Source organism: Actinomyces timonensis DSM 23838 (assembly GCF_000295095.1).
In the GTDB taxonomy this organism is placed as follows: Bacteria; Actinomycetota; Actinomycetes; order Actinomycetales; family Actinomycetaceae; genus Actinomyces; species Actinomyces timonensis.
On sequence record NZ_JH806633.1, the window covers coordinates 574572 to 587752 of the forward strand.

Genomic DNA, 13181 nt, shown 5'->3' on the forward strand with positions numbered 1-13181 from the left:
CGGCTCTGACATGATGAGCCCCGTGAAACGCGAACCGCTCGACGCCCGCCTGTCCGCCGCCCTGCCCGAGACCGTCGACCTCAGGCTCGTGGTCACCGATATGGACGGCACCCTCGTCGACGCAGAGAGCCGGCTGCCCGCGGGACTCGACGACGCCGTCACCGAGATGCGCAAGCACGGCATCCTCTTCGCGCCCGCCTCCGGGCGGCAGATGGCCAACCTCCGCTCGGTGCTGGGCGCGGCCGTCGAGGACTCGCCGCTCATCGCGGAGAACGGCTCCTTCGTCGTCCACGACGGCGTCGAGATCCACTCGGCGACCATCACCCCCGACGAGGCGCGCGCCGCCATCACGGCCGCCCACCGCCTCGCGGCCGAGGGGCGCGACCTCGGCGCCGTCGTCGCCTGCAAGGAGCGCGCCTACACCGAGCGGGACGACGCCCCCTTCGCCGCCCAGATCGGCATCTACTACACCGCCCACCAGGTGGTGGACGACCTCCTCGCCCTCCCGCTCGACACCGTCCTCAAGGTCGCCATCTTCGACTTCGACAACGTCGAGGACGGCACCGCCGAGGCCATGCGCGCGGCCGTGCCCACCGTCCAGACGGTCGTCTCCGGGAAGCATTGGGTGGACCTCATGTCCCACGGGGCGGACAAGGGCCGCGCCGTCGGCGCCATCCAGGAGCGCCTGGGCATCACCCCCGCCCAGACCGCCGTCTTCGGCGACTACCTCAACGACCTCGGGCTCTACGACTATTCCGAGCTCTCTTTCGCCATGGCCAACGCCCACCCCGGCATCCATGAGGTCGCCCGGTACACGGCGCCCGCCAACACCGAGGACGGCGTGCTGCGCGCCGTCGCCGCCCTCATGGAGCGCCTCCCGGCCGACCGCGCCTGAGGCCCGGGGCCCGCCCTCGCGAGCACCAGCGGGGCAGCGGCGAGGCGGGCCCGCGTCAGCCTCCGCGTCAGTCGCGGCGCAGCGCCCGCCCGAGCGCGTCGATGGACTCCGCGCGGAAGTCCCGCATCGAGCGCGCCCACTGGCAGATATCCGCGCCGTGGTACATGCCCGGCTCGACGCGCAGACTCACCGGCACCCCACTGGTCTCCAAGCGCCGCGCGTACTCGACGCACTCGTCGAGGAAGAGGTCGAGGTCTCCCACGCCGATCCACGCCGGGGCCAGCCCCGCCAGGTCCTCGCGTCGGGCCGGCGCCGCCCAGAGGCGCTCCTCCGGCTCACCAGAGGGATGCGAGAGGTAGGCCTGCCAGGACTCGGCGTTCTGCCGGGCCGTCCACACGAAGTCGCCCCGGCCTGGCACATCCACGCCGCCAGACCCCGTGCGGTCATCGAGCATGGGGTAGACGAGCATCTGGAAGGCCAGGTCCACGTCCTCATCACGGCAGCGCTGGGCGAGGGCCGCCGCCAGGCCGCCCCCGGCGCTCGCGCCGCCCACGGCCAGGCGCGAGGTGTCCACCCCCAGCGCGGGGGCGCTCATGCGGATCCACTGGAGAGCGGCCCAGACGTCGTCGATGGCAGCGGGGTAGGGGTGCTCGGGGGCGAGGCGGTACTCGACGGAGACCACGAGGATGCCCGCCTCCCTGGCGATGCGCGAGCACAGGGCATGGTCCTGGGCCGCGCTTCCCGCCACGAGGCCGCCGCCGTGCATCCAGATGAGCGCGCCGGTCGGCCCAGCATCGCGCCGGGCAGAGGTCTCGTAGAGCCACAGCCGCAGGCTCCGGCCGCCCGAGTCGATCACCTGCTCGCGGCCGAGCCGGCGGGGGAAGACCCTGCCCTGGCTCGTCAGCCGCATCATGCCCGTGAAGGACTCGGGCGCGATGGGCTGCGGCGCCCCCGTGGGCCCGTGGCCGAGGACCAGCAGGGGCGCGCGCAGCTCCGAGGCGACGTCGTGGAAGGCCGGGCCCAGGTCCCGGCGCCTCGCGCCCACAGCGCCCGCGGCGACGCCGATCGCGGCGATCCCAGCCAACGCCGCGGCGCCCATGGAGGGGCGCCCAGTCAGTCCCGGCATCTCATTCCTTGTCATCGAAAGCCCTGGCGAGCTTGGCATCCAACTCATCGACGATCACCCGCTCGCCCGGGTCCGCCGCCCCGCCTCCCATGAGGGCGTCGAGCTGACGGCGCTCCCGCTTCGTGGGGCGGCCGGCGCCACGATCCCGGATGATCGCCGCAGGCGCGTCCAGGGGCGAGGGCCTGGGGGCGGAGAAGTCCTTGTAGGCGGTGCGCGCGATGGGCGCGCCGACCCGTTTGACGAGGATGTGGGTCACCAGCAGCCGCCGGTCGAAGCCGTCGACCCTGTAACGGATCTCGTCACCGACCTTGACCTGCTGGGCGGGCTTGGCGGGCTCGCCGTTGACGCGCACGTGCCCGGCCTTGCAGGCGGCGGTGGCCGCCGACCGGGACTTGATCTGGCGCACGCTCCACAGCCACACGTCGACGCGCGCGCCCCTGGGCCCGGCCATGCCCTCGGCCGCCTCGATCGCGAGGCGGCGGGCGGTGTCGAGGGACTCCTGCGTCCGCGAGCCGTCGTCGGTTGCCACAGCGGCATCTTAGCCTCGCGCGGGGCTCAGACCCGACGCCGTCGACGGACCACCCGGCGCAGAGACCGGCGCGCCCGCGCCACGATCCCCGCCCCCAGGAGCAGCATCCCGACGATGAGCAGGGCCGCGTACCGGCGGTCCGCCAAGAGGGCTCCCGGCGTCCCGGTCACGGCGTCCCTGGTGGTCTCCAGGATGCTGGGGGCGCCATCCCCGCCCGCGGCGCAGTCCGTGAGTGTGGCGCGCAGGGCCTCGCGGTCCGCCTCCGGCAGGCCGAGCCGGTAGGCAGCGGCCACGCTCACGAAGCGCTGCGAGTAGGAGCACCGGTACGCGTTGTTCGGCGGCCACCAGCCGGGGCCCTCGGCCGTCGCCCACGTGCCGGTCTCCGTGGAGCCGATCGGGCAGGTGGCCGGGCCGCAGGCGCCTTTGGACTGGTTGGCCTGCCCCTCGACCGCAACGAGGTTGAGCGGGTCGTTGGCAACGAGCAGGCGGGTACGGGCGTCCCATGCCCAGGCGCCATGGGCGTAGAGGTAGTTGAGGGGGACGATGTGGTCGATCTGGACGGCGTCGGAGGTCGACTGCCCGCGCTGGAAGCTCACCGCGCTGCCTGTGTAGGGGTCGTGGAGGACGCCGCTCCACACGGTGGCGTCGGGGCAGACCCCCGCCCCCTGGCCCCTGCCCTCCTCGCGGCCCTGCTGCCCGTCGGCGCGCGAGAAGTCCGCCTCGGACAGGTCCCGCGCGAGGATCTCATTGCGGGTGTCGCAGCCATCGCCGTCGACGTCCTCCCACGCCTTGCCGAACCAGCCGGTGCGGCTACCGCCCGCGCCCCAGGACTCGGCGGCCGGCTGGTCCGCCGGGAGGGCGTCCAGTGCCTCGATCGCTGCGGCGGGATCGAGGACGGCGCTCGCGCGGTCATCCCAGGCGACGCCGTCGAGCCAGGCTGGCGCGGTAGGAGCGCTGGGCGCCGTGGAGGGAACCGACGGCGCGGGCACGGCCATCGCTCCCGCCGGGGCGGCAGCCAGGAGAAAAGCGCACGCCGTCATGGCCAGCGGCAGGGCGGGGGAGATGCGGCGCATGAGCCGACCGTACGTCGGCGGGCCATGGGTCGGGTGGAGGCCTGTGGATAGCGCGCGTCACCGCCGCCGATCCACAGGATCAGGGCACGATATGCCCGGCTGCCCGGAACAGCTCGTACCACTGGGGCCGAGTCAGGGGCAGGTCGGATCCGGGGATGGAGCGGCGCAGGCGGTCCGGGCTCGTCGTCCCCAGCACCACCTGGATATCGGCAGGGTGGCGGGTGATCCACGCGGTGGCGATCGCCTCCGGGGCCACCTGGTACTCGGCGGCCAGGCGGTCGACGACGTCGTTGAGCTCGGGGAAGCGCGCCCGGTCGCCGAGGAAGGGCCCCTCCCAGCCCGGACCGCGCATCGGCGACCACGCCTGCACGGTGGTGGCGGTGAGCCGGCAGTAGTCGAGGATGCCGCCGCTGCGGTCGATGGACTGGGCATCGGCCATGTTGAGGGCCACGCCCTCGGCGATGATCGGGGCGTGCGTGAGCGAGAGCTGGAGCTGGTTGGCCACGAGCGGCTGGCCGACCACCGAGCGCAGCAGCTCGAGCTGGCCGCGGCTGTGGTTGGACACGCCGAATGCGCGGACCTTGCCCGAGGCGGCCAGGGAGTCGAAGGCCTCCGCGATCTCCTGCGGTTCCATGAGGGCGTCGGGGCGGTGCAGGAGGAGGACGTCGAGGTAGTCGGTGCGCAGTGCCCGCAGCGTCTCATCCACTGAGGACGCGATGTGCTCCGCGGAGAAGTCGAAGTAGCCGTCGCGGATCCCGCACTTGGACTGGAGGATGACCTGCTCGCGGTCTGAGGAGGACCATCCCAGGGCGGAGCCGAATCGCTCCTCGCAGGCATGACCGCCGCCGTAGATGTCGGCGTGGTCGAACATGGTCACCCCCTCGTCGAGGGCGGTGGAGACGAGCTGGCGGATCGCAGCGTCGTCGAGGTCCTTGATGCGCATGCATCCGAGGATGATGTTGGAGGCGGGGATCTTCGAGGTGCCAAGGCTGGTGCTTCTCATCCCCCCAGCCTACGAAGGCGCGGGCCGGTGCGGGACGGGGAGAACTACCTGTCCCGCGGAGCGGCACCCTCGTCGAGGAACCAGGCGGTCCTCTCGCCCCGAGCGCAGGAGATCGGGGCCCCCACCGCGTCAGGCGAGCCCAGCCCGGCGCGGGCGGCGTCGCGCTTGTCGCCCCCGAAGGCCAGGAGGACGACGAGGCGGGCGCGGTGGAGCGCTGGGAAGGTGAGGGTGGTCCGCTGGGGCGGGGGCTTGGGGGAGTTCTCGACGGCGGCCATGTCCCTCCCGGTGGTCAGCGCCACGGGGTGGCCGGGGAAGAGGGAGCACACGTGCCCGTCTGGGCCCATACCCAGGTGGACGGCGTCGAAGCGGCCTCCAGCGGGGCCCCGGGCGGCCAGGTCGCGCTCGAGCGCCTCCGCGGCGATAAGGATGCTGGCGGCGGCCTCGGGCCCGGCCAGGCGGTGGATGTTCTCCTCGGGCACACCAGCGGCCGCCAGCGGGGTGGCGAAGAGGTCATTGCGCTCGGCGTCGCCCGCGGGAACGAAGCGCTCATCGCCGAACCAGATATGCACCCCCCGCAGGTCCTGGGGCGAGATCCCCGCCTCGGCGAGGGCCACGGGCAGGGCGTTGGCGATGGCCTTGCCGCCGGAGCCCCCGGTCAGCGCGAGATGGGCGGCGCCCCTGGCCGACAGGGCCTCGGCGAGGGCGGCCGCGATCGCGGCGCTCGCCCGCTCGGAGGCCTCCTCTCGCGTCGGCGCGATATCGACGACGGGGGCAGGCAGTCCCTCCGCCACAGACTCGATGGTCTCGATGGCCTCAATGGCCTCGACGGCATGGCGCGCGCCGGGACGCTCTGTGCTGGGCTCGCTCATCGCGCGGCCTCCTCGGTGGGCTGGCTGTCCTGGTTCCTGGGGCCCTCGGCGAGGAAGGCCGCGAGGACCTCCCCGTAGAGGGGGTCGGGCGAGAGGCGCCGCAGCTCCTCGTCGAGGGTCGTCACCTCGCTGCGCCGCGTCATGGTGGCGATCTGGGGCTCGCGCCCATCGGGGCGGCAGATGCGCACGCGGTCGGTGTCGACGCGGGTGATCGTGATGTCGCCCTCGGGAGTGCGGGCCTGGACGGAGGCGATGCCCTTGAAGTCCTCGACGTCGCGGCGCTCCACGGGCACGCCCAGGCGCAGCCTCAGCCAGGACGTCATAAGCGCCACGGAGGCGTTGCAGCGCTCGCCCTCGATGAGCACGGAGGTCACCCCCGACCCGCGCAGCGCGGGGGAGAGGGCGGAGGCCACCATGGCGCGCCACAGGGTGATGCGCGTCCACGCGAGGTCGATGTCCCCGCGGCGCGAGCTCGGCGCCAGGCCCCGCAGGGCGGTCTCAGGCCGCTCGAGGGCGGGGGTGTTGGTGATCCGGGCGGTGGCCAGGCGCCCGAGCGGGTCCTCGGAGGGGACGGGCGGGCAGTCGTGCGGCCACCAGACGACCACAGGTGTGTCAGGCAGGAGGAAGGGCACGACGAGCGTGTCGATGTGCTCGGCGGCCTCGCCCCAGGGGCGCAGGACGATCGTCTCGCCCGCGCCGGCGTCGTGACCGGTGCGGATCTCGGCATCGAGGTGCCCTCCGACGTCGGAGGCGACGTGCCCGTCACGGCTGCGCGGGCCTGCGGGCTCCTGCGCCTCCTCGTGCTCGGGGACGACGGCGATGATGCGGCTGGGGTGGTCGCGGCTGGCCCCGTGCGCGGCCTCCAGGGAGGCCTCGAGGTGCTCGGCGTCGCAGGCGATGAGCAGGGTCAGCACGTGCGAGCGGCCGTGGGCGCCCTCGTCGGCCAGGATCGTGGAGGTGATCCGGGCGGTGGTGGTGGCGGTGTGCGTGGTGATCATGAGCGCCTCCAGGCACGGCCCTCGCGGGCGAGCAGATCGTGTGCGTCCTCGGGACCCCAGGAGCCGGGGCGGTAGTCCTTGGGCGAGCCGGCGGCCATCCAGTGCTCGATGACCGGGTCGAGGATCCTCCAGGACAGGTCCACCTCCCGCTGGTGCGGGAAGAGCGGGGCGTCCCCGAGGAGCGCGTCGAGGATGAGGCGCTCGTAGGCCTCGGGGGAGTCCTCGTTGAAGGTGGCGCCGTAGCCGAAGTCCATCGTCACATCGCGCAGCTCCATCTGGGTGCCGGGCACCTTGGAGGCCACCCGCAGCGTCACGCCCTCGTCGGGCTGGATGCGCAGGACGATGGTGTTGGCGCCGATCCCGGCGGTGGCGGCGGCGTCGAAGGGCAGGAAGGGCGGCTGGCGGAAGACGATGGCGACCTCGGTGACACGCCGGGCCAGGCGCTTGCCTGCCCGGAGGTAGAAGGGCACGCCCGCCCAGCGGCGGTTGGCGATCTCCAGGCGCAGCGCCGCGAAGGTCTCCGTGCTGGAGTCGGCGGCGACGCCGTCCTCCTCCAGGTAGCCCTTGACGGCGATGCCGCCCTGGTAGCCGGAGCTGTAGCGGCCCCGGGAGGTCGTGGCGTCAAGGTCGAGGACGCCGTCGCGCTCCAGGCGCACCGAGGCCAGCACCTTCTCCTTCTCCGCCCGCACGGCCGCGGCGTCCATGGAGGTCGGCTCCTCCATGGCCACGAGGGCCAGGAGCTGCAGGAGGTGGTTCTGGATGACGTCGCGGGCAGAGCCGATGGTGTCGTAGTAGCCGGCGCGCGTGCCGATCCCGATGTCCTCGGCCATGGTGATCTGCACGTGGTCGACGTAGCGCTGGTTCCACAGGGGCTCGAACATCGTGTTGGCGAAGCGCAGCGCCAGGATGTTCTGGACCGTCTCCTTGCCCAGGTAGTGGTCCACCCGGAAGACATCGTCGGGCCGCACGATGCGCCCGATGAGCTCGTCGAGCTCGCGGGCGGAGGCCCGGTCGTGGCCGAAGGGCTTCTCGACGACGACGCGCCGCCAGGAGCGCTCGTCGCGCTCCACCAGGCCCGAGCGGGCGATGCGCTCGGTGACGGCGGGGAACCAGCCCGGGGGAATCGACAGGTAGAAGGCCCGATTGCCCGCTGTTCCGCGCGAGCCGTCGAGGTCCTCGACCACGCTGGTGAGGCGCTGGTAGGCGGCGTCGTCCTCGAAGGAGGAGAAGGTGACGAATCGCATCCCGGCGGACAGCTGCTCCCAGGTTGCGTCGCGCCACGGGGTGCGGGCACCGGCCCGGGACCATTTCTCGACGTAGTCGCGCATGGCGTCGTCGTCCCAGTCGCGGCGGCCCACGCCCACCAGGGAGAAACTGGGGGAGAGGAGGCCGCGGTTGGCCAGGTCGTAGATGGCCGGCAGCAGCTTGTTGCGGGCCAGATCGCCCGTGATGCCGAACATGACGAGGACGCAGGGGTCGGCGATCCTGGGCAGGCGCAGATCGCGGCTGTCGAGCAGGGCCGTCGCCGAGGTCGCGCCCGGCGAGGAGGAGTGGGGCTGGGCCGGTGCTGTGGATGCTGGCACGGGTGCCTTCCTGGGGTGGCAGTGGCCGCAGGGGCCTGCGGCTGGCCTCACTCTAGGCGCCCGGCGCGCGGGGCCCTCGCGCGTTTCACGTGGAGAGTAAGGAGTCGGGGCGGGTGGCGCCGCGGGCTAGTGTTGGCGGCGGCCCACGCGAAATCCCCACGCCCAGGGGAGCCGATGGCGCCAGCCGCAACGGCCGCTCGTGCCGTGATCCACTGAAAGGCAACGCGATGACCAGCTTCACCCCGGCCCCCTCAACCGCAGACCTCGGCGTCGTCGGCCTGGGGGTGATGGGAGCCAACCTCGCCCGCAACCTGGCCCGCCACGGCCACGAGGTCGCCGTCTTCAACCGGACGCTGGCCCGCACCGAGAAACTCATGGATCGCTACGCCGACGAGGGGGCCTTCGTGCCCGCCGCCGAGCTGGCCGACTTCGTCGCCTCCCTGCGCCGCCCCCGCGTGGCCATCATCATGGTGCAGGCAGGGGCCGCCACCGAGCAGGTCATCGACGCCCTCGCCGAGCTCATGGAGCCCGGCGACATCATCGTCGACGCGGGCAACACCCTCTACACCGACACCCGCCGCCGCGAGGAGGCGCTGCGCGAGCGCGGCCTGCACTTCGTGGGCATGGGGGTCTCCGGCGGCGAGGAGGGCGCGCTGCTCGGCCCCTCGATCATGCCAGGCGGCACTGCCGAGTCCTACGACCGCCTCGGCCCCATGCTCGAGTCCATCTCCGCTCACGTCGACGGCACCCCCTGCTGCACCCATGTGGGCCCCGACGGCGCCGGGCACTTCGTCAAGATGGTCCACAACGGCATCGAGTACGCCGACATGCAGCTCATCGCCGAGGCCTACGACCTCCTGCGCGGCGTGGCAGGCATGAGCGTTCCCGAGATCGCCGAGGTCTTCCGCGCCTGGAAGGACTCCGAGCTCGATTCCTACCTCATCGACGTCACCACCGAGGTCCTCTCGCGCACGGACCCCGCCACGGGCGGGCCCTTCGTCGACGCCATCGTCGACGCCGCGGGCCAGAAGGGCACCGGCGTGTGGACCACCCAGACGGCCCTCGAGCTCGGCGTGGCCGTGCCCGCCATCGCCGAGGCGACCTTCGCCCGCGCCGCCTCCTCCTCCGCCGGCGCCCGCCTGGCCGTGCGCCACGCCGCCCTCGACGCCGCCGCGCAGCCACCGGCGCTTGAGACCCCTGAGGCGCGCGAGGAGTTCGTGGCCGCCGTCAAGGACGCCCTCTACGGCTCGAAGATCGCCGCCTACGCCCAGGGCTTCGACGAGATCGCCACGGCCTCCGAGCTCTACGGCTGGGAGGTGGACCTTGGCGCCATGGCCCGCATCTGGCGCGGCGGCTGCATCATCCGCGCCCGCTTCCTCGACGACATCACCCGCGCCTACGCCGAGGAGCCGGCGCTCGGCAGCCTCCTGACCGCGCCGGTCTTCGCCTCCGCGCTGGAGGCCGCCCTGCCCGCCTGGCGCCAGATCGTCGCCACAGCGGCCCTCGCCGGCGTCCCCGCCCCCGCCTTCGCCTCCTCACTGGCCTACGTGGACCAGCTGCGCGCCGAGCGCCTGCCCGCCGCCCTCATCCAGGGCCAGCGCGACTTCTTCGGCTCGCACACCTACCACCGCGTGGACGACCCGGAGGGCACCTACCACGTCACCTGGTCCGCGTCCGAGCGCGTCGAGGAGAAGTGGGACTGAGACCGGGACGGAACGAGGATGCCGGATTTCAACACGCCGGAGCCGCCATCGCGCCCCGCATCGTCCACGAGTATTGGGCGCGATGAGGCCGCCTGGCGCTCGACCGTCGTCAAACTGAAGGCACTCGGGATCAGTATTGATCTCACGGGCGCTGAGGATCCCGCCCAGCGCGCCTTTCCGGTGCGCGGCCGCCTCAGCCTCGAGCTGGGGCGGCCGGCCCGGGGCCTGTGGCTGGACTTCCAGGGCGAGGGCGTGGACTCGCTCGTCATCGACGGAAACCCGGAGCGCGTCGAGTGGGACGGGTCCCGGATCGCGCTGCCCCGCCTGGGCGCCGGGGAGCACGACGTCGTCGTGAACGCCCGGGGGCTCTACTCCAACTCCGGGCAGGGGCTCCACCGCTTCCACGACCCCGTCGACGGCGCGACGTACCTCTACACGCATTTCGAGCCCTCCGATGCCCGGCGCGCCTGGCCGGTCATGGAGCAGCCCGACCTCAAGGCGCCGGTCTCGCTGGCCGTGGCCCACCCCGCGTCCTGGACCGTCCTGGCCAACGGCCTGCCAGAGGCCGCCGCTGAGCCGGGTGGTGCTCCCGGCGCGCTGGGGGACTGGCCCCTCGCGGCCTTGCCTGCCGGCGCCGTCGTCACCCGCTTCGCGCCCACCAGGCCGCTGCCCTCCTATCTCACGGCGCTCGCCGCGGGGCCGTGGCACCGGGCGACGGGCCAGTGGCGCAGCCCCGAGTACCCGGAGACGAAGCACGTGCCGCTGTCCTGGTGCTGCCGCGCCTCCTTGGCCGAGCACCTCGACGCCGACGAGCTCCTGGCGCTGACCCGCGACGGACTGGGCCTGTTCGAGCGGGCCTACGGCTACCCGTTCCCCTGGGGCTCCTACGACTCCGTCCTTGTTCCCGAGTACAACCTCGGGGCCATGGAGAACCCCGGCTGCGTCACCTTCAGCGAGGAGCGCTACCTGTTCCGGGGCCCTGCCACCTCGGCCCAAAGGGCGTCGAGGGCCACCACCATCCTGCACGAGATGAGCCATATGTGGTTCGGCGACCTCGTCACCCCGCGATGGTGGGAGGACACCTGGCTCAAGGAGTCCTTCGCGGACCACCAGGGCACCTGGGCTGCCAGCGCCCTGGGCTACGACGGCGCCTGGGTCTCCTTCGCCTCGACCCGCAAGGCCTGGGCCTACCTGGAGGACCAGCGCGCCGCCACGACCCACCCGATCGTCGCCACCGTCGACGACGTCGAGGCGGCCCGCCAGGTCTTCGACGGCATCAGCTACGCCAAGGGCGCGGCGGTCCTCAAACAGCTCGCCGCCTATGTGGGGGAGGAGGCCTTCTACGCCGCCGCGCACGAATGGTTCGACTCGCGCGCCTTCGCCAACGGCGCCCTCGACGACTTCCTCGACACCCTCGGCCGGGCCTCCGGGCGGGACATGCGCCCATGGGCCCAGGCGTGGCTGCGCACCTGCGGCCCCTCGATCCTCACCACCGAGATCGAGACCGAGGACGGCGCCATCACGCGGCTCGCCGTCAAGCAGGCCTGCACCGACCCGCTCACCGGCGAGCCCGTCATCCGCCCCCACAGCCTCGTCGTCGGGCTCTACTCCTTCGACTCCTCCGGCGCCCTCACCCGCACGGACCGGCTCCCAGCCCGTCTGGCCGAGGAGATCACCGAGATCCCCGGGGCTGTGGGCCTGGACGCCCCGGACCTGGTGCTCGTCAACGACGAGGACCTCACCTACGCCGTCGTGCGCCCGGAGGCGGCATCCCTGCGCGTCATGCTCGACTCGCTCAGCGCGCTGGCCGACCCGATGGCCCGGGCCCTGGCGTGGTCGAGCCTGCACAACCTGCTGCGCGACGCCCGCCTGAGCGCGACGGACTTCGTCACGGCGGTCCTCGCCCACGCCGACGACGCCACCGAGCTCGGCACTCTCGCCACGCTGCTCTCGCAGGCCTCCCGCGCCGCGCTCACCTACGCCGAGGGGCACGAGCGCCGCGCCCTCGTGGGGCGCCTCCTCGGCGTGCCCTCGGGCGACGGCATGGCCGACTCCGGGGCCCCCGACGCCTGGGAGCGCCTGGAGCGCAGCAGGCCTGGCTCTGGCGCCCAGCTCGTCCGGCTGCGAGCCTGGCTCGCGCTGGCGGGAAACGCCTCAGTGCTGGCCGAGGACGACGAGGACGGCCCCGCCGGGGGAGAGGGAGTCGAGGCGACGGTGGCGCGCCTGCGCTCGCTCCTCGACGCCGGCCTGCCGGGCCTGGAGATGACCGCCGAGCTGCGCTGGCAGGCCCTCGGCGCCCTCGCGCGCCTAGGAGCCCTCACCGGCGGCGACCTCGAGGCCCAGCGGCGCGCCGACCCCTCCGCCTCCGGCCGCGTCCACGCCCTCCAGGTGGCCTCGGCCGCGCCCACAGCCGAGGCCAAGCAGGAGATCCTCACCAGACTCCTGGAGGACCCCGCGCTGTCCAACGACGAGGTCGGCGCGCTCCTCAAGGCCTACTCGACCGTGGCGCACCGGCGCCTGACCGCGCCCCTGACCGGCACCTACCTCGACGCCCTGGAGCGGATCTGGTCCGAGCGCGGGCAGGAGATCGCCACGCTCATCGTACTGGGGCTCTTCCCCGCCGCGGGGGACGATGACGACCTGTCCCAGGTGGAGTCCTGGCTCGTCCACCACGCGGGCGCCCCCGCCGCCCTGCGGCGCCTCGTGCTCAAGTCGGAGGACGACCTGGCCCGGGCGCTGCGGGCCCGCAGGGTCGTGGGCTGACCGCCCGCCATCGCCCGGTCCGATCCGCGGCCTGTGGCCGTATTCCCACGTTCGATGAGGGAGTGACGGCCCGATCGGCGCGACGATGGCGCGCGGAGACCGGTATGGTGGGGCCCATCGCGGCGCGACGAGCGCCGCCCTACCAGAGGGGGCCACGATGACGAGCATTCCATCGGATTCGGACACCACGTCGACTCAGACCCTCGGCGCGATCGATTTCTCCGCCGACGTCGACGCCCAGGTCATCGGCCTCTCGGCTCAGGACCGGGCTGCGATCGCCGCCCTACCGGCGGGCACGGCGCTTCTCATCGTCCAGCACGGCCCGGTGACCGGGGCGCGATTCCTCCTGGACGCCCAGCAGACGACCGTCGGCCGCCATCCCCGCGCCGACATCTTCCTCGACGACGTGACCGTGTCCCGCAAGCACGCGATCTTCTCCTCCGTCGACGGCGGCGGGTACGCTGTGCGCGACTCCGGCTCGCTCAACGGCACGTACGTCAACAGGGAGCGCGTGGAGCAGACCGCCCTGCGCGCCGGTGACGAGGTCCAGATCGGCAAGTTCCGGATGACCTACCACCCCGGCCCCGCCGCGCCCGCCCTGTGAACCGGCCCAGTCGAGCCAGAGAGCACAGCCCCGCC

11 protein-coding genes are annotated in these 13181 nt (G+C 73.0%); 4 read left to right on the top strand and 7 right to left on the bottom strand.

Going from position 1 to position 13181, the window contains the following annotated elements:
* The first annotated feature begins 22 nt into the window (after nucleotides 1–22).
* Nucleotides 23–895 (top strand): HAD family hydrolase, encoded by an 873-nt coding sequence (locus tag A1QA_RS0109000; RefSeq protein ID WP_017178581.1) that lies wholly within the window; start codon nucleotides 23–25, stop codon nucleotides 893–895.
* Between the two features lie 67 nt (nucleotides 896–962).
* Here A1QA_RS0109000 and A1QA_RS0109005 read toward each other — a convergent pair whose 3' ends face one another.
* The 7 genes from A1QA_RS0109005 to zwf all read right to left on the bottom strand — a co-directional run bounded on the left by A1QA_RS0109005 (nucleotide 963) and on the right by zwf (nucleotide 8076).
* The gene (locus A1QA_RS0109005; RefSeq protein WP_154652340.1) at nucleotides 963–2021 is read right to left on the bottom strand and encodes an alpha/beta hydrolase; all 1059 of its coding nucleotides are present in this window, start codon (nucleotides 2019–2021) and stop codon (nucleotides 963–965) included.
* Between the two features lies 1 nt (nucleotide 2022).
* Nucleotides 2023–2472 carry an RNA-binding S4 domain-containing protein gene (locus tag A1QA_RS14140; protein ID WP_082181215.1) on the bottom strand — a complete coding sequence of 150 codons (450 nt, stop codon included), beginning with the start codon at nucleotides 2470–2472 and terminating at the stop codon, nucleotides 2023–2025.
* A 104-nt stretch (nucleotides 2473–2576) separates the two neighbouring features.
* Nucleotides 2577–3623: an HNH endonuclease family protein gene (locus A1QA_RS0109015; RefSeq protein WP_017178584.1), complete on the bottom strand. Its 1047-nt coding sequence runs from the start codon at nucleotides 3621–3623 to the stop codon at nucleotides 2577–2579.
* A gap of 79 nt (nucleotides 3624–3702) precedes the next feature.
* Nucleotides 3703–4626 (bottom strand): aldo/keto reductase, encoded by a 924-nt coding sequence (locus A1QA_RS0109020; protein ID WP_017178585.1) that lies wholly within the window; start codon nucleotides 4624–4626, stop codon nucleotides 3703–3705.
* A 44-nt stretch (nucleotides 4627–4670) separates the two neighbouring features.
* Entirely contained in the window at nucleotides 4671–5495 is an 825-nt protein-coding gene (pgl, locus tag A1QA_RS0109025) for a 6-phosphogluconolactonase (protein WP_017178586.1), read from the bottom strand.
* Nucleotides 5492–6493: a glucose-6-phosphate dehydrogenase assembly protein OpcA gene (locus A1QA_RS0109030; protein ID WP_017178587.1), complete on the bottom strand. Its 1002-nt coding sequence runs from the start codon at nucleotides 6491–6493 to the stop codon at nucleotides 5492–5494. Before A1QA_RS0109030 ends, pgl begins: the two co-directional genes overlap by 4 nt.
* Entirely contained in the window at nucleotides 6490–8076 is a 1587-nt protein-coding gene (zwf, locus tag A1QA_RS0109035; protein WP_017178588.1) for a glucose-6-phosphate dehydrogenase, read from the bottom strand. Before zwf ends, A1QA_RS0109030 begins: the two co-directional genes overlap by 4 nt.
* A gap of 227 nt (nucleotides 8077–8303) precedes the next feature.
* On the opposite strand from zwf, the gene gndA reads away from it, so the two are divergent.
* From gndA to A1QA_RS0109050, 3 genes are all read left to right on the top strand, one after another.
* Entirely contained in the window at nucleotides 8304–9779 is a 1476-nt protein-coding gene (gene gndA, locus A1QA_RS0109040) for an NADP-dependent phosphogluconate dehydrogenase (protein WP_017178589.1), read from the top strand.
* An 18-nt stretch (nucleotides 9780–9797) separates the two neighbouring features.
* Nucleotides 9798–12542: an aminopeptidase N gene (gene pepN, locus A1QA_RS0109045; RefSeq protein ID WP_017178590.1), complete on the top strand. Its 2745-nt coding sequence runs from the start codon at nucleotides 9798–9800 to the stop codon at nucleotides 12540–12542.
* A gap of 157 nt (nucleotides 12543–12699) precedes the next feature.
* Nucleotides 12700–13146: an FHA domain-containing protein gene (locus A1QA_RS0109050; RefSeq protein WP_017178591.1), complete on the top strand. Its 447-nt coding sequence runs from the start codon at nucleotides 12700–12702 to the stop codon at nucleotides 13144–13146.
* Nucleotides 13147–13181 lie beyond the last annotated feature (35 nt).